The 24,834-nt window shown below is 29.5% G+C and carries 15 protein-coding genes and 1 tRNA gene; 11 read left to right on the top strand and 5 right to left on the bottom strand.

The window, feature by feature from the left end; all coding sequences use genetic code 11:
* Positions 1-91: 91 nt before the first annotated feature.
* Positions 92-325, bottom strand: coding sequence for a hypothetical protein (locus MRZ80_RS00785; protein WP_292535254.1), 234 nt, complete (start codon positions 323-325; stop codon positions 92-94).
* A gap of 484 nt (positions 326-809) precedes the next feature.
* Between MRZ80_RS00785 and MRZ80_RS00780 the strand changes: the two genes are divergently transcribed.
* Positions 810-2,933 carry an Ig-like domain-containing protein gene (locus tag MRZ80_RS00780; RefSeq protein ID WP_292535252.1) on the top strand — a complete coding sequence of 708 codons (2,124 nt, stop codon included), beginning with the start codon at positions 810-812 and terminating at the stop codon, positions 2,931-2,933.
* A gap of 374 nt (positions 2,934-3,307) precedes the next feature.
* Here MRZ80_RS00780 and MRZ80_RS00775 read toward each other — a convergent pair whose 3' ends face one another.
* Positions 3,308-3,877 (bottom strand): flavodoxin family protein, encoded by a 570-nt coding sequence (locus MRZ80_RS00775; RefSeq protein ID WP_292535250.1) that lies wholly within the window; start codon positions 3,875-3,877, stop codon positions 3,308-3,310.
* A gap of 68 nt (positions 3,878-3,945) precedes the next feature.
* Complete coding sequence (locus MRZ80_RS00770; protein ID WP_292535248.1) at positions 3,946-5,085, bottom strand: glycosyltransferase family 4 protein; 1,140 nt, start codon at positions 5,083-5,085, stop codon at positions 3,946-3,948.
* A 130-nt stretch (positions 5,086-5,215) separates the two neighbouring features.
* Here MRZ80_RS00770 and rfbC point away from each other — a divergent pair, with 130 nt between their 5' ends.
* Positions 5,216-5,773 (top strand): dTDP-4-dehydrorhamnose 3,5-epimerase, encoded by a 558-nt coding sequence (gene rfbC / locus MRZ80_RS00765; protein ID WP_292535246.1) that lies wholly within the window; start codon positions 5,216-5,218, stop codon positions 5,771-5,773.
* 137 nt (positions 5,774-5,910) lie between these two features.
* Here rfbC and gshAB read toward each other — a convergent pair whose 3' ends face one another.
* On the bottom strand, positions 5,911-7,302 hold the full coding sequence (gene gshAB / locus MRZ80_RS00760) for a bifunctional glutamate--cysteine ligase GshA/glutathione synthetase GshB (protein ID WP_292535244.1): 1,392 nt from the start codon (positions 7,300-7,302) through the stop codon (positions 5,911-5,913).
* 208 nt (positions 7,303-7,510) lie between these two features.
* Positions 7,511-7,906 (bottom strand): transcriptional regulator, encoded by a 396-nt coding sequence (locus MRZ80_RS00755; protein WP_292535243.1) that lies wholly within the window; start codon positions 7,904-7,906, stop codon positions 7,511-7,513.
* A 308-nt stretch (positions 7,907-8,214) separates the two neighbouring features.
* On the opposite strand from MRZ80_RS00755, the gene MRZ80_RS00750 reads away from it, so the two are divergent.
* The 9 genes from MRZ80_RS00750 to MRZ80_RS00710 all read left to right on the top strand — a co-directional run.
* A complete protein-coding gene (locus tag MRZ80_RS00750) occupies positions 8,215-8,568 on the top strand; it encodes a hypothetical protein (protein WP_292535242.1) in 354 nt (117 codons plus the stop codon).
* 133 nt (positions 8,569-8,701) lie between these two features.
* Complete coding sequence (pheT, locus tag MRZ80_RS00745) at positions 8,702-10,384, top strand: phenylalanine--tRNA ligase subunit beta (RefSeq protein ID WP_292535241.1); 1,683 nt, start codon at positions 8,702-8,704, stop codon at positions 10,382-10,384.
* A gap of 248 nt (positions 10,385-10,632) precedes the next feature.
* Positions 10,633-11,787: an aldo/keto reductase gene (locus tag MRZ80_RS00740; protein WP_292535239.1), complete on the top strand. Its 1,155-nt coding sequence runs from the start codon at positions 10,633-10,635 to the stop codon at positions 11,785-11,787.
* A 6-nt stretch (positions 11,788-11,793) separates the two neighbouring features.
* Positions 11,794-12,054 (top strand): DUF4325 domain-containing protein, encoded by a 261-nt coding sequence (locus MRZ80_RS00735; protein ID WP_292535229.1) that lies wholly within the window; start codon positions 11,794-11,796, stop codon positions 12,052-12,054.
* Between the two features lie 212 nt (positions 12,055-12,266).
* Positions 12,267-14,216, top strand: a complete 1,950-nt coding sequence (gene uvrB / locus MRZ80_RS00730) for an excinuclease ABC subunit UvrB (RefSeq protein WP_292535227.1) — start codon at positions 12,267-12,269, stop codon at positions 14,214-14,216.
* A gap of 5 nt (positions 14,217-14,221) precedes the next feature.
* Positions 14,222-17,086, top strand: coding sequence for an excinuclease ABC subunit UvrA (gene uvrA / locus MRZ80_RS00725; protein WP_292535225.1), 2,865 nt, complete (start codon positions 14,222-14,224; stop codon positions 17,084-17,086).
* Positions 17,087-17,321: 235 nt separating this feature from the next.
* On the top strand, positions 17,322-18,098 hold the full coding sequence (locus MRZ80_RS00720) for an MBL fold metallo-hydrolase (protein ID WP_292535223.1): 777 nt from the start codon (positions 17,322-17,324) through the stop codon (positions 18,096-18,098).
* Positions 18,099-18,237: 139 nt separating this feature from the next.
* Positions 18,238-18,311, top strand: a tRNA-Thr gene (locus tag MRZ80_RS00715).
* Between the two features lie 475 nt (positions 18,312-18,786).
* On the top strand, positions 18,787-24,834 hold a 6,048-nt coding region (locus MRZ80_RS00710), incomplete at its 3' end, for an Ig-like domain repeat protein (RefSeq protein WP_292535222.1).

Here is a 24,834-nt window from a genome sequence, read left to right as displayed (position 1 = left end):
CACTAAGTGAAAATGAAAACATAACAATAACAGTAGATAACCAGACATTCAATACAAATAAAAATATACCAACAAACACAGTAAGCTTCAACTACTCATTTACAACAAGTGGAAATAAAACAATAAAATACACATACTTAACATCATATCCAGATAGTAATATAAACCTACTAATAAACAATGTAGAAGCAGTAGATATAATAGAAATACGACCAATAAGTGACATCAAAGTATTTGATAAAATAACAGTAGATGTAACACTTAAAAAAGCTGATGGAACAATCTTTACAGATGAACTACCAGTAGCATTTAAAATAGCAGACAAAATCTATGACAATATCACAGTAACAGGTGGACAAACAACACAACAAATAGATACAACAACACTACCAGTAGGAAACTATCAACTAGTAGTAATAACAGGAGTAGAAAAACAAACACAATTCAACATAATAAAACGAGACATTGAAGATAAAAGAATCATACTACCTGATACTAAAGTATTTGAAAATACAGCAGTAGATGTAACAATCAATGATGAAGTAGGAGAACAACTAGTAGGAACAATACCAGTTGAAGTAGTAATAAATGGAAACTCACTACTTAGCACAAATATTATAGATGGAAAACTTCAAGGTGAAATACCAACAGACACACTCACAGTAGGAATATATGATGTTGAATTCAGAATACCTGAATCAGATAACTACAACGCAAAAACATTTACAACTAAAGTTAACATAATAAAACGTGACATTGAAGATACAACAATTACACTACCTGATACTAAAGTATTTAAAAATGCAGATGTGAATGTAACAATTAACGATGATGTAGGAGAACAACTAGTAGGAACAGTTCCTGTTGAAGTAGTAGTAAATGGAAACACAGTACTTAGCACAAATATTATAGATGGAAAACTTCAAGGTGAAATACCAACAGACACACTCACAGTAGGTACATATGATGTTGAATTTAAAATACCTGAATCAGACAACTACAACGCAAAAACATTCACAACTAAAGTTAACATAATAAAACGAGACATTAAAGATACAACAATTACACTACCTGATACTAAAGTATTTGGAAATACAGCAGTAGATGTAACAATCAATGATGAAGTAGAAAAACAACTAGTAGGAACAGTTCCTGTTGAAGTAGTAATAAATGGAAACACAGTACTTAGCACAAATATTATAGATGGAAAACTTCAAGGTGAAATACCAACAGATACACTTACACTAGGAATATATGATGTTGAATTTAAAATACCTGAATCAGATAACTACAACGCAAAAATATTTACAACTACACTTAAAATAGTAAAACGTAATGTAACAGTTGAATTTACAACAAACACACCAAAAACTACAGAATCACTTGATATATCTGTAACAATTAAAGATACTGATGGAGTTTCTATTGTAGATAATGGAAAAGTTACACTTAAAATTGATGAAGAAATTATAAGTGAAGCAGATGTTAAAGATTCAAAAGCAAATCTTAACTATACACTTCCAGCAGATATCATGGCAGGAAAACACATAGTTGAAATTGAATTTAGTGATGTTAATTATAACTTGGTAAATAAAATAAGAATATTTAATGTTGAAAAATCATCAATAGCAGACGATATATTAATACCAGTAGCTGAAATTAAAGCACGTGAAGATGTAAAAATTAACACAACAATAGTTGACATGACAGGAAAACAAATTGAAGGCAGCATACCTGTAGAAGTAATAATAGATGGAAAATCACAACTTAATACAATCATAACAAATGGTGTTTTAAATACAATAATACCAACAACAGACCTACTACCAGGTGATCATAACATCACATTTAAAATTAAAGAAAATGGATTATACAATGCAAAAGAAATAACAAACACACTAACAATTAACAAACGTAATACAACACTAACAATTAAAACAAACACCACAAAAGTACTAAACACACTCACAATCAATATAACATTAAATGATGAAAACATGACAATTAATGGTGGAAATGTTGTATTTAAAATTAACAATAAAGTAATATGTGACATTGATGGAAATCCAATAAAAGTTCAACTTAAAGATAACAAAGCACAACTAAACTACACACTACCACAAGAAATAGGACAAGGACACTACAATATAACTGCTGTATATGAATCAAACACATACAATAAAGTAGAAAACAGCACACCATGTGACATTGAAGGACTTTACATTGATGTAAAAGATTTAAACATGTCAATTAAAGCAAAAACACAAACAGTACTTAACATCACATTATATGATGAAAATGGAGAACAACTCATAGGAACAATTAAAGGTGTAATAAAACTTAATGATAAAACACTCACAAATACAACAATAAATAATGGAGTACTTTATGCCATTTTAGATACACAAACACAGAAAGTTGGAAACCATAAAATCACAGTAAAACTTGGAGAAGGAAAATTATACAATGCTCAAGAATTTAATATAAACTTAACAATTAACAAACGTGATGCAAATGTAAGTATTTCAACAAATACACCTACAACATCAGGTGACCTTATTGTTGATGTAAATGTAACAGATAATGGCAGACCAGTTGATAGTGGAATTGTAAGCTTTAAAATTAATGGTAAAACATTACGTGATGAAAACAATCAAACAATCACAGTAAATATTATAGAAGATGGAAAAGCACATCTTAACTACACACTACCATCATCTATTGGATCAGGACAATATAACATAACAGCTGTATATTCAGATAAAAAATATAACAGAGCAGATATAACAAATAACTTCAATATAGATAAAAGTGCTATTGGAAACATGACAGCAGATAAGATAACAACACACAAAGGATCAAATACAACAATTAATATGACAATTAAAGATGTAGAAGAAGACCAGTTTATGGTAAAACAAAAGTTGCTATAAAAATTGATAGTACAACAGTACTTAAAGATACCTACATCTATGATGGTCTGTTAAATGTAGATCTTACTACTAATAAAACAAAAGCTGGAAATCATAACATCACAGTAGTATTTGGTGAAAATAGCAGATACTTAACTGGTAATATGTTAATTCCACTTGAAATATTTGAATAGACTTTGGAATTTTATATGAAATTCCCTATTCACCACCCTGTCATTTTTTTTATTTTTTTTAATTATTTTATTTTACTTTCCAAATTAAATTCTTTCAAAAAATTAGATTTATTTTTATATTGAATTAATATAATGACAATTACTTTTTTTTATTTATATTAACTTTCCAAAAAAAATATAAAAAATAGTTTAGAGGGGAGGTTAAGATAGTTTTTTAATTACATCTACCATACGATTTGCAAGATTTATTGATGTTACAATTCCTACTTCATCTTTTGATGTGTCATCATGTCCTGTTCCACCATAGTGTCCTGTTGGCATATCATCACCTACTATTATTCCACCCTGTATTAGGAAGAAGTCATGTATTGATGCAATTGTTGATTCTTGTCCACCATTTCTAAATCCACCTGTTGATATTGCACCACATACTTTGTATTTAAATGCATGGATTGGTCTTAGTGGTCGTAGTCTGTCAATGAATGATTTTGCAATTCCTGTCATGTCACCAAAATATACAGGAGATGACATTATTAGTCCATCTGCATCTTTGACTTTTTGTGTAATTTCTTGCATATCATCATCTATTGCACATTTATTTGTTTTTTTACACACATCACATCCTATGCAGTATCCTATTTTTTTATCAGCAAGTCTTATTAGTTCTACATCAATTCCTTTCTCTTGTATTTTATCTAGTGCTGTTTGTACGAGAAATTCTGTATTTCCATCTTTTCTTGGACTTCCAACAATTCCTACAACTTTTGCCATTATAATTATACTCCTATTATTTGTTAAAATTATTTTAATTTATTATTTTAATATTTATATTACTTAAGTTATTTCTTATTATTTATGATTTCATATGCTAGTTTGATATAGTCATTAACAATAGAATCCCAGTCAAATTTAGCTTCTACATGCATGCGTCCTTTTTGTGATAGTTCACATTCTACATCCTTATTTTTTAGTATGTAGAGGATTTTCTCTTGTAGTTGTTCTTTATTTTCAGGTTCTATTAGATATCCACTTACTCCATCTTCAACTACTTCAACTACTCCTCCTGATGCATATGCAACTGTTGGTGTGTGGCATGCATTAGCTTCTGATAGTACCATTCCAAATCCTTCACGTGTTGATGGTAACACTAGCATATTTGCAATTTTCATCTGATATGTTAGTTCATCATTTTCAAGATCACACATAAATTCAACATGATCTTCAAGATTATGTTCTTTGATGTATTCTACCAGGTTGTCTTTTTCTACACCTTTTCCGACAATTGTGAGTTTAATATCTGGTATTTTATCTTTTATATTATTTACAACTTCAAGTAGGTGATCTACATGTTTGTGTGGAACTAGTCGTCCAACGAAGAGTATGTGATTTTCACCTTTAGGTTCTGCTTTTACTTTATCTATTCCTTTTATGTCAACACCTATGTAGAGCATTTTAAGTTTTGATTCACTAACTCCAAAATCATTAACAAGTGAGTTGTATGTTGCATCACTTATTGTTAAGATCTTATCATATGGTAGTTTTGTTAGTGTTTTTTCTGCAATTGATGCAAGGCGTGAAAATTGTATCCATTGATCTTGACTATTGCAGCTTGTATCATATATTGTTGCAATTATTGGTGTTTTTGTAACTTTACTTGCTACTAGTCCTGATAGTAGTGGTGAGTAGGCTTGTGCATCAATTATTGAGTAGTTATGTGTTCGTATCCAGCTTATTACACATTTAAAGTATTTGATAAAATCACTTTTACTTCGTATTGGTGGATTTTCAATCACAGGTCCTAGTCTGTGTATATTTACACCATTTATTGTTTCATGATCTGGTGCATCTTTTACCCTCATTGTCAATACATCAACTTGGTGTCCACATTCAACTAGTCTTTTTGTTAGTTCATAATATCGTCTTTCTCCTCCACCATTATAATGTGGTGTGAAGAATTCTAGTACCATACAAAACTTCATAAATTATATTTTCCCCTTTTATCTTATTTGATTTATTATTAATTAATTTTAATATGTAAATATTATATAACTATTATTAATTTAGTATTGAAAAATTAATAAGAAAATATATTTTTTAGGAGTGAATAGTATGGGAAAATTTAAATTTAATGAAACATCAATTGAAGGTGTTTATGTAATAGAAAATACTGTATTTGGAGATGAACGTGGATATTTCATGGAAACATACCAGAAGAAGGAATTTGCAGAAGCTGGTCTTGACTTTGACTTTGTACAAGATAATCAGTCACGTTCAAAAAAAGGTGTTCTTCGTGGTCTTCACTTCCAACACACTCATCCTCAGGGAAAACTTGTACGTGTAATTAAAGGTGAAGTATTTGATGTTGCAGTTGATTTAAGAAGTGATTCTCCTACCTATGGTAAATGGGAGGGTGTAATACTTTCTGAGGAAAATAAGAAACAATTCTATATACCTGAGGGTTTTGCTCATGGATTTGTAGTATTATCTGATATTGCCGAGTTCACATATAAATGTACTGACTTCTATGATGCTGATGATGAAGGTGGTATTATGTGGAACGATCCTGAAATTGGTATTGACTGGCCAATTGATGATATTGATGAAATTATATTATCTGCTAAAGATGAAAAATGGCTTCCTTTAAAGGATAGTGATGTTAATTTCTAATATATGAGTATTTTATAAAAAAAGAGAAGGAAGTTATTTATTGTGGAATTTTCATTTTTTTCCACATTTTATCTTGTTTTTTTTATGAGATATTGAATTTATAAACAGTTAAAACTTATTTTTTTTTTTGATTATTTTTATTCTATTGCCTCATCATAGTAAATTTTAGCTTGAGGATTTTCATTTAATGTTTGTTTAAGTTGTGTAATACTTTGTTTTTTATATTCTGCTGCTTTGTCTATGTGCATATTAATGAAGCCCTTATTTTTTACATCATTAATTAACTGCATGCTGTAGGTGTTGTTTTTATTTTCTAGTTTTTCTTTGATGTATTTAATTGTCCCATCATATCCTAGATTTAGTTGTGCATTTATATCAATAAGATCAAGTAGTATTTCATTTGCCCATTTTTTTAGTGATATATCTTTTCCATCACATTTTAGTTGTAATTCATCTGATAATCCTTTCTCTGCTACTTTTTCTTCGTTTCTAAATCCTTCCTGTTGGTAGTATTCATAGTTCGTTTCTTCTTTTAGTAGCATGTATATTATAAATAGGTGTATGAATTTCATTTCATCTTTTGAGATTCCATTTTTATTGTATGGATTTATATCTAATGTTCTTAGTTCTATGTAGCGTATTCCATCTTTTAGTGATGTTAGAAAGTTTATTGGATCTGCAGGTTTAAGACGTATTTGTGTATATAATTCTTTTGCCTCAGAGAGATATCCTTTTTCTATGTAGCTTTTAACATCAGTTGTGAAGTTTTCAACTGAGTCATATCTTGGATATAGTTCTATTAAGTTTTTATATCCGCATGATGAGTTTCTTATTGATATTGCATCATCACTATAGATTCCTCCAAAGTTGTCACATTTATCTAGAAGATTTTTTGTTTCACTTTTAAATGTTTTATGTGCAACGTTTGATACTCCTGTTATGTAGATTAGGAACCATTTATATCTCATATAGTTTCGTACAATTTTTAGGTATAGTTGATCTTTAAATTCTTTGAGTGTTGTAATAGTATCTTGTGCTTGGTATAGTTTTTGTATTGTTTCATCTTTAAATGAGAAGTTGTAGTGTATTCCTGATAGCATTTGTTTTTTTGTTCCATATTTTTTTGCAAGTCCTTGTCTGTATTTTTCTGCTGATATTCCCATCTGGTGGTTGTTGTATCGTGCTATTGGTATTTCATCATCTTTTGGTAGTATTGGTGGTATTGATTGTGTCCATATGTATTCATTAGAGGATATTGTTGAATTTACAATGTCAACTATTAGATCTAGAAATTCATATGTTTCATCTATACTTTGAAATGTTGGTGTTACTATTTCTATCTGGCTTTCTGAGAAGTCTGTTGTTATGTATGGATTTTCTGTTTTGTCTCCAAATTCTTCAGGGTGTGGTGTTGTTGCAAGTTTTCCATCAGCTGTTATTCGTACTCCTTCCTTTTCTAGTCCAAAGTTTCCTTCTAGAATTTCTTTATCTTTTAGGTGTTGTTTTATTGTTTTAACTGTTATGTTCATAGTTTATATATTGGTATTTTGTTATTATTAAAACTTTTTAACAATTGTTATATTTTAGTAGATTTTAATTAAAAAATAGTTGCAAACATCACTAAATGAGCAAATAGTCATCTTGAAGTGTGAAATAAATTATTGAAAAAAAATAGAAATTTTAAATTATAATATTAATTATTTAAAAAGAGTAGAAAAAGGTATGGGAGATAATAATCTATAATGATCCACAGCCATGATCGTCTGCTTCACTTCCCATACATACACTACAATGTGTTGGAATATCTACTTTTTCTTTGTGGAGTTGACATAAAACTTCTTGTGTTTTTATTGTTTTACATACATGGCAAAAACGTGGAATTAAATCTATTGCTTCAAGTTTTCCTTCCATTATTTCTTTTGCCATATCTTTAATATATTGTTCTACCTCTGGGTCAAAGTCGAGTTCATGACCTCTTTTATCACTAATATATTGTGATACTGCAGGTTGTGTGATGTCAAGTAGTACTGATATTTCCTTTTGTTTCATTCCAAGATTAAGAAGTTCTTTTGCAAGTTTTGATCGTATTGATGGAATTACATACCATACTACAATTTCACAAGGTGGTTTCATAATAATTACCTCTTAAAGTGTTTTTTTTTGATAAAATTATAATCTATTATATTTATTAATTTATTTTATATGTATAATGTGTTATAACTATAGTTATATAATTTTTAGTATTTAAATAATTCACATAATAAAAAGAAAAATAATTATCTTAAATATTTATATATAAAAAAAATAGAATAAAAAAAAGTACAAATAAAAAATGATAATAATAATAAAAAAATAATAATACTAAAAAAAAGATATTAATATTTAAAGACTATTAAAAACTTTAAAAAATAATTAAATAAAATTTATAATGGTGAAAAACTATGGACATACAATGGTTTTATATAGCAGTATGCATAGCCTTTTCTGATATTCTACATGGAATACTATGGCATGCACTATCAGATTTCTACATACTACTAGGTGAGGTAATAAACAACATAGTAAAATCATCATTTAAAACATGGATTGTACATGAACTACTAGAGGCAATATTCCACGTAATAATTGTAGGACTACTATTCCAGTCTGCAACAATAGGAGTACTTGCAGGAACAATACACTTCATAGTAGATCTAGGACATGGATACTACAACCTAAAACTCACACCAATACAACACAGAGCACTACACTTCGTTGTAGAATCAATATTTTTCATGACAGTACTTGCAATATAAATGCAATATACATGTTTTAAAAAAGAATATAACCACCCCAAACTATTTTAAACCCCACAACTATGTGGAAAAATGAAAAAAAATATTATTTTAATTTAAAAAAATTTTTAAAAAACTAAAGGATGATATAAAAATGCCTGTAATAAACTTTACATACAATGAATTATTTGAAAAACTAGGAAAAGAACTACCAAAAGATGAACTAATAGACATACTTCCAATGATATCAAGTGATGTGGAAGACTATGATGAAAACGATGTAAAAGTAGAATTCTTCCCAAACAGACCAGACTACTACAGTGTAGAAGGAATAGTACGTGCACTAAAAGGATACCTAGACATAGAAGTAGGAATGCCAAAATATGATGTTAAAAAAACAGATACAACAATCACAGTAGATAAAGAACTTGAAGAAATCAGACCATATGTAGCATCATGTATCATAAAAAACATCTCAATAAATGATGAACAACTACGTAACCTAATGGAATTCCAAGAACACCTTCACTGGGTAATAGGACGTGACAGAAAAAAAGTAGCAATAGGAATACATGATCTTGACAAAGTATCAGGACCATTCTACTACAAAGCAGGAAATCCAGATGATGTAAGTTTCATACCACTTGAAACAGATACAGAAATGACACTAAATGAAATACTAGAAAATCATCCAAAAGGAAAAGACTATGCACACCTCCTTGAAGAGTATGATAAATATCCACTAATAGTAGATGCAAATGACAACATCATGTCAATGCCACCAATAATAAACAGTGAACTTACAAAACTAACAACAGAAACCAAAAATATATTCATAGATGTAACAGGAACAGACATAATAGCTGTAACAAATGCAGTAAATATCATAGCATCAAACATTGCAGAAGATCCAAATGCAACAATAGAAACAATAAATGTAAACTACCCATACCATGATGACATGACATACCCAGAACTAGAAACAAAAACAATGACAGTACACACAAAAACAGCAGAAGAATACATAGGAATCGACATAACAGCAGATGAAATAGTAAAAACACTCAGAAAAACAAGATTTGATGCCCAGAAAATAAATGAAGATGAAATAGAAGTAACAATACCAAGATACAGAATAGACATACTTCATGAGGTAGATTTAATTGAAAACATAGCACTAGGATATGGATTTAATGAACTACCATCAGAGTTACCAAAATTTGCAACAGTAGCACATGCAGATCCAAAACGTGAATTTGACAAAATATTGCAACAGGTAATGATAGGACTTGGATTTACAGAAATTAAAAGTTTAATGCTTACAAGTGAACTACAACACTACACAAAATTAAACCGTGAAATTGAAGATGAAAGAATTACAGTAGCACAACCTATCACACAAGATAGAACAATGATAAGAAAATCATTAATAAATAGTCTTCTTGAATTCCTTGAAAATAATAAACATGAAGAACTTCCACAGAAAATCTTTGAAATAGGAGATGTAGCATACATAAACACAGCTAAAGAAACACAGATGGATACAGTAAAGAAACTTGCAGCAGCACAAATATCAACAGATGCAAACTTCACATCAATAAAATCAACAGTAGAATCATTTGTTGCAAACATGGGCTTTAGCATGACACTTGAAGATTCAGAAGATCCAACATTTATACAGGGAAGATGTGCAAAATTTGAAGCAAAAGCTTCAGATGAATCACTACCATTTACATTTAAAGGATACTTTGGAGAAATAAGTCCTGAAGTACTTACAAACTTTGAACTTGAATATCCAACAATAGTATTTGAAATAGAATTTGCAGAAAAACAATAAAAATACACAATAGAATATCACCACCTACTTTCTTTCTTTTTTTTTAAAAAACAATTTAGATCTATGATAAGTTCTATGTCAATATTCAAATTTTATTTAATAAATATTCTAATTGACTCTAAAAAATCAATTAAAACTGTTTTTTTAAACCTTGAAATTCTAGAAATTTAATGGAATCATAATTAAAAAGTTTAAATATAATATAACAAATTTTAATTATATATATGTAAAACAATAAACATTATCTTATGAAATATCGACAACTAGGAAAAACTAATATAAAAGCATCTATTCTTGGCTTTGGTGCAATGCGATTACCATTAATTGATGAAAATCCAGAACATGTGGATATAAAACAGACAGAAGAAATGTTTGAATATGCAATAGAACATGGAGTAAACATGTTTGACACAGCATTAGTATATCATACAACAGATCGCAAAAAACCAGGTGTTAGTGAAACTATCCTAGGTGATATTTTAGGTAGTGGTTTTGGTGACAAACTTCATATTTCAACAAAGATGCCATCATGGGAGATAAAATCATGGGAATACTTTGATAAAACTCTCGACTTACAGCTTGAAAGATTAAATGTTGATCAAATTGAATTATTTTTTGTTCATTCAATAAAAGATTCATTCTATGATGATATAAAACAGGCAGGAGTATATGAATTTGTTGATCGTGCATTAGATGATGGACGTATAAAACATGCATGTTTTTCAACACATGGATCATATGAACTACTTTGTCAAATACTTGATGATTATGATAGGTGGGATTGTGCACTCACACAACTTAACTACTTAGATGTTGATGAAAATCCAGGTATACGAGGAGTTGAAAAACTACATGATCTTAACATTGGAACTATGATTATGGAACCACTACGAGGTGGGAAATTAGCTGAAAACCAGCCTCAATCAGTTAAAAATATATTTAAAAAGAATGAAAAAGACATAAAACCTATTAGGTGGGCTTTTAATTATCTATGGGATAAAGAGGAAGTTGACTGTGTTCTTAGTGGGATGTCAAATATCTGCCAGGTAAAAGAAAATATTGCACTTGTTGATGATGCAGAAGTTGGAATGCTTAGTGATGAGGAAAAAGCAATACTACATGAAGTTAAAGATGAATATGATAACTTAAATGCTATAAATTGTACATCATGTAACTATTGTATGCCATGCAAATTTGGTGTTAATATTCCTAAATGCTTCAGAGAATATAATATGGACTTACTTGGTGATGATTCTATTGACTCTGTACAGTATAGATTCCATATGCATGAAGATAGACAAGCACATAACTGTGTTGGTTGTAATGAATGTGTAAGTGTTTGTCCTCAGCATATTAATATTCCAGAACAATTAAAAGTTGTTAAAAATCATTTTGGAGCTTGAATACATATGACGAGGGAAATTGTAGTTATTGATGTAGTTCCCCGTATTTTAACTCTTGAAAATACAGTAGTGGAATTATTTAATATTATTAATAAAACAAGTGATAAAGAAGTCATACTTGACTTTAAAGGTGTAGAATTTATGAATGTTGCATTTGCACAGAAATATAATGAATTAAAACGTGAGTGTAAGAAAAATATTTCTGAAATTAATCTCGGTGAATATGCATCATTGATGAGTGTTGCAATTAACTTGTTTGAATACTAAAAAAAATAGTAGTGGGGGACTTTTATATTTTTTTTGGAAGTCTCTTATTTTTTTTAAACTTATCAACACCCCATATCTAAAAAGAATTTATACTTATTTTTATTTTATAGAATTTTTCTTATTTTTGTTAATATTAAATCTTTTTTTTATATGATTATTTTTTTTTAAAATAGAAAATATTAAGAAAATGATTTTAAATATATATAACTACTATGTCTAAATTTATTTTACAATCTGATTATAAGCCTCTTGGTGATCAGCCAAAGGCTATTGATTCAATAGTTACAAGCTTTAATGAAGGAGCAAATGAAGTTACACTTGAGGGTGTAACAGGTTCTGGTAAAACATTTACAATGGCAAATGTTATTGAAAAGCTAGATAAGCCAACTCTTATCATGTCACATAATAAAACTCTTGCAGCACAACTTTATGATGAATTTAAGGAGTTTTTCCCTGATAATGCTGTTGAATACTTTGTAAGTTATTTTGATTATTATCAGCCAGAGGCATATGTTGCTCAAACTGATACATTTATTGATAAGGAATCAACAGTAAATGAGGAAATTGACAGATTACGACACTCAGCAACACAGTCTCTTCTTACACGCGATGATGTAATTGTAATATCAAGTGTTTCATGTATATATGGTATTGGATCTCCTGAGGATTATCTTATGTTTACATTAACACTAAGTCAGGGTGATATAATATCACGTGATGATATAATAAAGTCCTTAATTGAGATGCAATACATGCGAAATAACACAGAATTTGAACGTGGAAATTTCAGGGTAAATGGTGATGTTATAGACATCTATCCTATAAATGCAAACTTTGCAATAAGAATTGAGTTATGGGGTGATGAGGTAGATGTTATCTATAAAATTGATCCACTTAAATTTAACATAATAGAAGAACTTAAAAAGACAATTATCTTTCCTGCAAAACACTTTGTTATATCAAAAGATAAACAAGATGTTGCAATTAAAAAGATACTTGATGAAATGAAAGATCGTGTTGCTGAATTTAAGGCAATGGGAAAATATGTTGAAGCTCAAAGAATAGAGCAAAGAACAAGATATGACATGGAAATGATACAGGAAGTTGGATATTGTTCTGGAATTGAAAACTATTCAATGCATATGAATGGACGAAAATGGGGAGAGGTACCATTTTCACTTCTAGGATACTTCCCTGATGATTATCTTACAATTATTGATGAATCACACGTTACAATACCACAGATACGTGGAATGTATGCAGGTGATCATGCCAGGAAATGTAATCTTGTAGATTATGGATTTAGACTTCCAAGTGCAAAAGAACACAGACCACTACGTTTTGATGAATTTATGAAACTTCAAAATCAGATTCTTTATGTATCAGCAACACCTGCTGAATTTGAATTAAAACGTTGTGATGTTAAAGTTGAACAGATTATCAGACCTACAGGACTTGTTGATCCAAAACCTATAATACGTCCTATTAAAAATCAGGTAGATGACCTGCTTTCTGAGATAAAAAATAGAAGTGCTAAAAATCAACGTACACTTGTAACATCACTTACAAAGAAGATGGCAGAAGATCTTACAGATTACTATATTAAGATGGGAATTAAGGCACGTTATCTTCACTCTGAAATTACAACACTTGAAAGAATAGATATTATAGATGAACTTAGACGTGGAGATTTTGATGCACTTATTGGTGTAAATTTACTACGTGAAGGACTTGACTTACCTGAAGTATCACTTGTTGCAATACTTGATGCAGATAAAGAAGGATTTCTAAGATCTCAAACATCACTTATCCAGACAATTGGTCGTGCAGCACGTAATGTGGATGGTGAGGTAATATTATATGCAGATAATATGACTGATTCAATAGTTAATGCTGTAAATATAACAGAACGCAGACGTAAAATGCAGATTGAATATAACAATGAACATAATATTATACCTCAAAGTGTTGTACGTAAACTTAAAGATAAGGTAGTAGATACAACCCCTGATGATATACAAAGCTATGATAACATAACAGATGATGAAATAGAACTAATAATAGCAGACCTTGAAAATCAGATGCAAAAGGCTGCAGCAGACCTTGAATTTGAAAAAGCTGCAAAACTCAGAGATCAAATAATGAAACTAAAGGAGGAATAAAATAGATGCAAAGTGAAGATATAAGACAAAAAGCAATAAATGAAAAGAAAATCATAATCAAAGGAGCACGTGAACATAACCTGAAAAATATAGATGTAACAATACCAAGAGATCAATTTATTGTAATAACAGGACTAAGTGGATCTGGAAAATCAACACTAGCATTTGACACAATCTATGCAGAAGGACAAAGACGATACATGGAATCATTAACATCCTATGCAAGACAATTTCTAGGACAGATGGAAAAACCAGAAGTAGACTATATAGAAGGACTATCACCTGCAATATCAATAGACCAGAAAACAACACGTCTAAATCCAAGATCTACAGTTGGAACTGTTACAGAAATCTATGACTACCTAAGATTATTATTTGCACGTGTTGGAACAGCACACTGCTATAAATGTGGAAGTGAAATATCACAACAAACACCAGGACAAATTGCTGATGAAATAATAGAACACTTTGATGGTGAAAAAATATATCTTCTTGCACCAATAGTTAAAGAAAAAAAGGGAATGCATAAGAAAGTATTTGATGAGTATAAAAAGAAGGGATTTGTCAGAATACGTGTTGATGGAGTTATAGTATCACTTGATGAGGATATTACACTTGAAAAGAACATAAAACACACACTAGAAATTGTAGTTGACAGACTAAAAGTTTCAAATACAGAAAACTTCAAAAAACGATTAGTTGAATCAACAGAAACTGCATTATCACTCACTGGTGGAATAATAAAAGTACTAAGTGCACAAGAGGGTGGTGATGAGAAAACCTACAGTGAAGAACTTGCATGTGCTGAGTGTGGTGTAAGCTTTACAGAAATTAGTCCACGTATGTTTTCATTTAACAACCCCCAGGCTGCATGTCCAGAATGTAATGGTATTGGAAGTACACTTGAAGTTGATGCAGACCGTGTAATTCCAGATAAAAGTCTTACACTACGTCGTGGAGCAATAAAGCCATGGAGTAATTCAAAAGATACAGAAGGATATTACAATAAGATTATTGAAGCAGTTGCAAAACATTATAACTTCAGCCTTGATGTAGCATACTATGAACTTAGTGATGAAGTTAAAGACATAATTCTCTATGGAACAGGAAAAGAAGAAATTGAATTTGAATTTAAGATGAAAAATGGTATACATAAGGTTAAAAAGCCATTTGAAGGAGTTCTTGCATCAATAAAACGTGAATCTGTCGATGCACCATCAAAATATAAGAGAAAATCACTTAAAACATACATGATGTATAAGGATTGTCCAAGATGTCATGGTGATAGACTTAAAGATGAAATGCTTGCTGTAACTGTTGGTGGACTTAATATTGCAGATGTAACAAAGTTATCACTACGTGATTGTAAGGAATTTTTTGATAACTTAAAACTTTCAGGACGTAAAGAATTTATTGGAAAAGAAATACTTAAAGAGATACGTGAAAGACTAGCATTTCTTAATGATGTAGGACTTAACTACCTGTCACTTGCACGTTCATCTGGAACACTCTCAGGTGGTGAAGCTCAAAGAATACGTCTTGCAACACAGATTGGAAGTCGTCTTATTGGCGTGTTATATGTTCTTGATGAGCCAAGTATTGGTCTTCATCAACGTGATAATATGAAGCTTATCAATACTCTAAAACATCTACGTGATCTTGGAAATACACTTATTGTTGTAGAACATGATGAGGAAACAATTCTTGAAGCAGATCATGTAATTGATATTGGACCTGCAGCAGGAGAACATGGAGGTTCACTTATTGCACAGGGAACACCAGAGGAAATTAAGAAAAACCCTAACTCAATTACAGGCCTGTATCTATCTGGTGCTAAGAAAATTGAAGTTCCAAAAAATCGCAGAAAAGGTAATGGAAAGACAATAAAAGTAGTAGGTGCAAGGGAAAATAACCTTAAAGATATTACTGTTGAACTTCCACTTGGTACATTTATCTGTGTAACAGGTGTTTCAGGATCTGGTAAAAGTACACTTATTAATGAAACATTATATCATGGAATTTATGAGCAGATGACAGATAAGCATAAATTTAAGGTTGGAAAACATGATAAAATTGAGGGAATTGAAAATATTGACAAAACTATTGTTATTGATCAATCACCAATTGGAAGAACACCAAGATCAAATCCTGCAACATACATAGGATTATTTACTCATATTCGTGACTTATTTGCACAAACAATTGAGGCAAAAGAACGTGGATATAAGCCTGGACGATTTAGTTTTAATGTAAAAGGTGGACGTTGTGAAGCATGTAGTGGTGATGGAATTGTACAAATTGAGATGCACTTCTTATCTGATGTATATGTTCCATGTGAGGTATGTAAGGGAAAACGTTACAATACAGATACATTAAATGTACGATATAAAGGTAAAAATATCAATGATGTTCTTGAAATGACAGCAGATGAAGCACTTGAGTTTTTTGAAAATATTCCAAAAATTAGAAGAAAGCTTCAAACTCTTGTTGATGTAGGTCTTGGATATGTTAAACTTGGACAACCTGCAACAACACTCTCAGGTGGTGAAGCACAGCGTGTAAAGCTTGCAAAGGAATTAAGCAAACCTAGCACATCAAATACTATGATTATACTTGATGAGCCTACAACAGGACTTCACTTTGAAGATATTAATAAGCTTCTAAGTGTTCTTCAAAAACTTAGAGATCAAGGAAATACTCTTGTTGTAATTGAACATAACCTTGATGTTATAAAAACTGCAGATTATATTATTGATCTTGGACCTGAAGGTGGAGATGAAGGTGGATATGTTATTGCAACAGGAACACCTGAGGAAGTTGCAAAATCAGGAACATATACAGGTGAGTATCTTAAAGATATGCTTGAATAAATTAGAAATAAAAATTGAATAGTTCATATTTTATTTGTAGGTAATATAGTCAATAAAGATTTAAAAATAAGTAAAAACACTGCTAGTAAATAAAATATTTTTGTATAGTTTGAATATTAAGAAAAAAGATTATATATTATTTTTAACTATATTAATATATAATTAAGGGGTATTTTTTTATTTTTTAATAATGAATACTTTTTTTAATTTTTTTAATAAACATAAAGGAGATAATATGCAATTACAATTCTTAGGTACTGGAGGTGGAAGATTTGCCACTATTAGTCAAAAAAGAATGACTGGTGGTTTTCGCATTGATGGTATTGATGGAAAAAACATACATGTTGATCCAGGACCTGGGGCTTTAGTAAGAAGTCACCAATATGGTTTAAATCCTAGGAAAATTAATTTACTATTGGTAAGTCATAGCCACACTGATCATTATAACGATGCTGAAGTATTAATTGAAGCTATGACACAAGGTATGACAAAAAAGACAGGACATGTTATTGGAAGTAAAAGTGTAATTGAAGGACATGAAGATCTAGGACCTAGTATTTCAGAATATCACCAACAAAAGCCAAAAGTTACAACACTTCTTGCAGGTGAAGAAATACAAGATGGTAATATTACAATTCGTGGAACACAAACACACCATGGAGATCCAACATGTGTTGGATTTAATATTAAATATAATGACTTTTCTCTAAGTTATACTGCTGATACTGAATATTTCCCAGAACTTGCAGAGGAACATAAAGGTGCTGATGTACTAATTGGTAATGTTATAAAAGAAGGAGAACGTAAAATTAAGGGACATCTAAGAACTCTTGATTTTAAACAATTAATTGAAGAAGTTAAGCCTAAAGTTGCAATTATGACACATTTAGGTGTAAATCTTATTATGAACAATCCCTTCCAAAATACACGTAACATAACCCAAGAAACAGGTATCAGAACAATCGCTGCAACAGATGGATTAACCATGAATTTAGATCAACATCTAGGTTAGAAATATATAATATTAGTATTTTTATTTTTAAAGGAGTAGTTATCAATTTGTATAACTACCTAAAATTTATCTTTTTTTTTATGTCCAAAAAATAGGGGAAAGAAATTTAAACACCAAACTATAAATATTAACTTGATATGCCCTGATGGCTCAGCCAGGAACAGTACTCGACTCGTAATCGAGGGGGCGGGGGTTCAAATCCCCCTCGGGGCTCTAATTTTTATTGAAATTTTATACTTGTTTTATCAACTATTTTTTTCTATTATCTTATTATACATTATTATCTTTAATTATAAAACTCAAAAAATAACTCTTTTTCTAAATTACTAATTTAATATAATTCTTAAATGTATTATAACCTTAATTAAAAAGAAATAACATGTATCTTAATTTATTATTTCTAATTTTATGATAATTTAGTAGAAAAACAGTTATATTAAATTATTTAATAATATTATCCTAATTTTAAATAAATTACATTTTATTATTTCATTTTTTCAAATTATTAAAAAAACTATTCGAATTTTTTAAAATTAATCTAATTTTTATTTTAATTTTTTTATAGTAAAATTAATATACTTTTTTTATAGTAAAATTAATATAAATTATTATTAATTATTAAAGTTTTATCAAATTATTTTGATTATATTTTTAATAATTTACTTATAATTAAATTGGAATGTATAATATGATAAAATTAAAGAAAAATCAACGTATTATTTCTTTTATTCTTATTTTATTATTTTTCATAACAATAATAACAGCAGCAAATGCTGCAGATAATGATGATATCACAACAAGTGATATTAAACAAGTAGATACACAGCACAACTATAGTGCAGAGTGTGTATCACATGATGTCATAGATAAAAGCTCTGATATCATTAAAAATAGTACAGATAAGTCTAAAGTAAATAAGACGACAAATAAGTATGATAAAAAAACAAAAATTACTAAAAAATCTACAACATACGATGTAGATAATTATCTTAGCTTAGAAAATACAGTAAATACTATAAAAAATAGTACAGATACAGAGGCAACAATAAACTTAAATCCCGGAGATTATAATATTACAAATACTATAACTTGGGGAGATTCACAAAATACAAAAACACTAACAATCAATGGAAATAACAATATAATAAATGGAGATGGACAACATCAATTTATAACAGTAGCTCAAGGATATACATTAAATCTTAAAAATATAGTTATAAACAATACAGACAAAGCAGTGATAAATCAGGGAAATACATCAATTGAAAATTCAAATTTCACAAATAACATAGCAGTCAATCATGGTGTAATATATAATGAAGCTACATTTTCCATGAAAAATACTAACATTATTAATAGTAGTGATAATGATGGTTGTAGCATCTATTCACTTAATAATATAACAGTTGAAAATTCAACAATTAACACAATAACACCTACACCAAAAGCATACACTAGTGTTAAAATAGTATCACCAATAACTCTAAAATCACTTAATGCAGATGAAGATGTTATATTTAACATAGATGGTAAAACATTTATGGCAAATAAAAATATGACAGACAACACTGTTTCAATCAACTATGTATTTATGATGAGTGGAGATAAAACAATTACAATTAACTATCCATCACTAGCTGGTGCCATGATTAGTGTTGATGTTAATGATGTAGTTGCAGTTGATGCAATTGAAATTAATACAATAGATGATGTTAAAGTATTTAATAAAACCACAGTTAATGGAAAACTTCTAAAAGCTGATGGAACATTATATACAGATGATGTAGATGTAGTATTTAAAATTGGAGATAAAATCTATAAAAATACCACAATAAATGGTGGAATTATAGACACCATCCTTGATACAGAAGATCTCATGTGTGGTCAGTATGATGTTATATTAAATGCTGGTGTTGAAAATCAAACACAACTTAACATTATAAAACGTAATTCTACAACATCCATAGCTTTAAATACAACAACACCTAAAACTATGCAAAATATTAAAATTACAGCAACTGTTGTTGATGAATTTAATGAAACACCTAAAGGTGGAAGTGTAACATTTAAAGTTGATGGTGTTGAAATTGCTACAGTAGATGTTACAGATAAAACTATAGAATATGACTACATTCTACCATCAACTATCATGGCAGGTGATCATGAAATTACAGCACAATATACATCAACTGATAGTTATAATCCATCAGAAAATAAAGAAACAATTAATATTCAAAAAACTACAATAGCAGATACTCAAATTGTACTTGATTCAATTAAGACACAAAACAATATAACTGTAGATGTAGTGCTTAATGATGAATTTAATCATGAACTTGTAGGTAATGTTGATGTTGAAGTATTAATAGATAATACATCAGTAATTAATACAACTATTGTTAATGGTCAACTTAACACACAAATTCCAACAGATACACTTAAATCTAACAATTATAGTGTTGTATTTAACATACATGAAAATGGACTATATAATGCAAAAACATTAACATCAACACTTGAAGTTATAAATCGTAAAGTAACAATTGATCCTATAGTTGTAAATAATCCTACAACACTTGGTGAACTTAAAGTTGATGCAACAATTACAGAAGACATGCAACCTGTAAATGAGGGTATTGTAATATTTAAACTAGGTGGAGTAGAAATTGGAGAAGTTAATGTAGTAGGTGGAGTTGCAACAATTACATATACACTACCAGAGTCAATAATTGCAGGTGAATATGATATAACAGTTGAATTTAAAGATCCATACTATGAAAACACAACAAAAGATACAACACTAACAGTAGCTCGTAGCACAATATCAGATGCTGACTTTTCACAGACAATAAAAACATTAAAAGATCTTATAATAAAAACACAACTAAATGACACAACAGGCAAAACACTCACAGGCAATGTAGATGTTGAAGTATTAATAGATAATAATTCAATAATTAATACAACAATAACAGATGGAGTAGTTGATCTTACAATAGATACAAATACACTAACACAAGGCAACTATACACTAACAATAAAAACAACAGAAAATGGATTATATAATGCAAAAACATTCACATCAAAACTTGAAGTAATAAATCGTAACACCCTAATGGAAGTTATGACAAATACACCATCTACAACAGGTAAACTTACAATTGATGCAAAAATTACAGATGAGCTAGGTGAAAATGTACAACAAGGAATTGTAATATTTAAACTAGATGGAGTAGAAATTGGACAAGCAAATGTAGCAGGTGGAAGAGCAACAATTACATACACACTACCAGCATCCATAATTGCAGGTCAATACAATATCAAGGCAGAATATTCATCAGATAAATACTACAATCAAGCAAATGCTAATACAACAGTAAATGTAGAACGTAGCATAATTGCAGATGTAGATCTTAGCCAAAGTATAAAAACACGTAACAATGCAACAGTAAATACAATACTTAAAGATATTGATGGTAAAACACTTACAGGCAATGTAGATGTTGAAGTATTAATAGATGATCAGTCAATACAGAATCTTACAATAAAAGATGGAGTAGTTAACCTAGTTCTACCAATGGATGAAAAGATTCAGAAAAACTATACACTAACAATAAAAACAAAACAAAACAACCTATATGATGCAAAAACACTAACAAGTACAATAGAAGTAGTCAACCGTGAGGTAATCATAGAATCAATAGATGTAAATACACCAAGAACAACACAAGATCTTAAAGTAAATACAACAATTAAGGATGAATTTGGAAATCCTCTAAATGATGGAATTGCAACATTTAAACTAGATGGAGTAGAAATTGGACAAGCAAATGTAGCAGGTGGAAGAGCAACAATTACATACACACTACCATATGATGTATTTGGTGGAGATCATAAAGTTACAGTTGAATATGCAGCTGATAAATACTATGATATACAATCTAAAGATCAAAATGTAGAAGTTGTTAAAAGTAATATTAAATCTATTGTAATTCCAGATAAATCAATTAAAACAAAACTTAACACAACAATAGGAATTGCACTAAGAAATGAATATGATAAATCTCTTAATACAACAGTAGAAGTTGACATATACATAGATAGTAAACTTCTAAAGACAAGAGTTGTACCGGCAAATGAAACTACACTTATACTTTACCTGCCTTTTGAAAATGCATCAGCAGGTGTATATTTATTAGATATTCGTGTTCGTGAAAGTGGACTTTATAATGCAATTAATACAACAGCAACTATAAATGTTATAAATCGTGTACCTATAATAGAAATTGAAACAAACACTCCAAGAACTACTGGTGTTCTTGAAATTAACACAACAATAAAAGATAACGATGGAAACATTGTAAATCAGGGAGTGATAATTTTCAGTATTAATGGAGTAAATATAACAGATGCAATAAATGTTACAAATGGACATGCATCAGCTAATGTAACACTATCTGATGATACACAAGCAAGACCATTTACACTTGTAGCTAAATTTGTAGATCCACAATATGCAGTACAGCATAAAACTAAAACAATAAATATAATAAGAAGTGATATTGCAGATGTAATAATTCCAAAAATTGAGACAAAAGCACTTACAAATACCACATATGACATTATATTAAAAGATACATTTGGAAAACAGATAATTCATGATAGTGATGTTGAAGTAATATTTACAGGTGAAAATAATACATACCGTGAAAATATCACAATATCAAATGGAGTACTACACTATGAACTTCCAACAGGTAAATATCCTCCAGGATTATACAATGTAACATTTAATGTAAAACAAAACAACTACTACAATGAAAAAACAATAAATTCACAACTTGAAATTATAAAACGTAATGCAACAATTAACATAACAACAAACAATCCAAAAACAGTACAAACAATGTATATACGTGGAAAACTAGTAGATGATGATGGAGTTCCAATAAATAATGGAAAAGCTGTAATTAAAGTTGATGGAAGAATAGTTAGAACTCTTACAGTAAGAGATGGAGAAGTACAGTATTCATACAGGCTTGGATCTAATATTTATGCAGGAGAACATAATATATCAATAGAATATATTAATGACTACTATAATACTAAAGTTGAAAATTCAACATTTAATGTTATACGAAGTAATCTTACAGATATTATAATTCCTCTACGTGAAGTTAAAACTGGTGGAACAACTGGTATTGATGTTGTACTAAGAGATGAACTCTACCAACAACTTCTAGGTGCTAGTGAAGTTGAAATCTTTGTAGATGGAGTTTCAGTACAAAATTTAACAGTGAAAAATGGTTTATTAAGTACAACTATTCCTATAGGCAAAGAAGAGATAGGGGAAGCTGATATAGTTGTAAAAGTTAAAGAAAATGGTCTTTATAATGAGAAAATACTACATGCTAAAGCTACAATTGATGTACGCCGAACCACAATAAATATTGAAACAAACACTCCAAAAACAACACAATATCTTGACATTAATATTACAATACGTGATGATAATGGAACTCTTGTAGATAGTGGTGTTGTAATCTTTAAATTTGAATCAAGACCTGTTGAAAATGGTGAAGGAACATATGTAGCTTCAAGAGAAATTGGTAATATCACAGTAGTTGATGGAAAAGCACATCTAAGCTACAAACTAACAAATGATATATCAGCACAATCATATACACTAACAGTTGAATATATTGATGATGTATATCAAAGCCAAAACAAGACACAAATTGTAACAGTAATACATTCAAATCTTGCAGATTTAACAATACCTGACATAACAATAAAAACACTTACAAATGGAAATATATATACAGAAATACTTGATGAACATGGACAATACCCTGTAGGTACACTTGGAGCACATACAATAATTGCAAATAATGAATCAAACTATCAAAGAATAGTTGATAGTGTAATGGATCTTGAGATTTACTCTGAATCATTAAAAGAGGGAGAATATGAATATATAATTCATATATATGGAAATGGAATTTATAATTCAAAAGATTATAGGGGAAAACTTATAATTGTAAATAGTACATCAACAATTGAAGTTACATCAAATATACCAAAAACAATGCAAAATCTTCAAGCAGAGGCAATAGTAAAAGATACAAATGGAACCATTCTTAAAGATGGAGAAGTTATCTTTAAACTTGATGGTGTAGAAGTTGCAACAGGTATGATTCGTAATGGAAAAGCAAAAATATCATACAGACTACCAACAACTGTTATTGGAGGCGAACATAAATTAACAGCAGAACTTCACAATGAATACTATGATATTAATTCAACAGATATAACAGTAAATGTTCTAAAAACAGACATTAAAGATATGGATATTCCATCTTTAACAATAAAAACACTGCAAAATTCAACAATAGATATTGTTATTGATGATGAATTTAGTACACAACTAAAAGAAAATGTTGATGTTGAAGTATTTATTGATGAAAAATCAATTTTAAATACCACAACAAATATGGCAGTACTTGATGTTGAAATTCCAATTCATGGTTACATGGCAGGTGTACATAATATCACCTATAAAGTAAAAGAAAGTAACTTATATAATACTAAAACATTTAGTAATATTATCAGTCTTATTAATCGTGTAGCAAAACTTGATGTTACAACAAACACGCCAAAAACAACACAAGATCTAATAATTAACATAACAGCAACAACAGATAATGATCAACCTGTAGAAGATGCAAATATAACA

The organism is Methanosphaera sp. (assembly GCF_022768985.1).
Classification (GTDB): Archaea; Methanobacteriota; Methanobacteria; order Methanobacteriales; family Methanobacteriaceae; genus Methanosphaera.
Note: the sequence above shows the minus strand (reverse complement) of the source record. Positions and strands in the feature narration are given on the sequence as shown.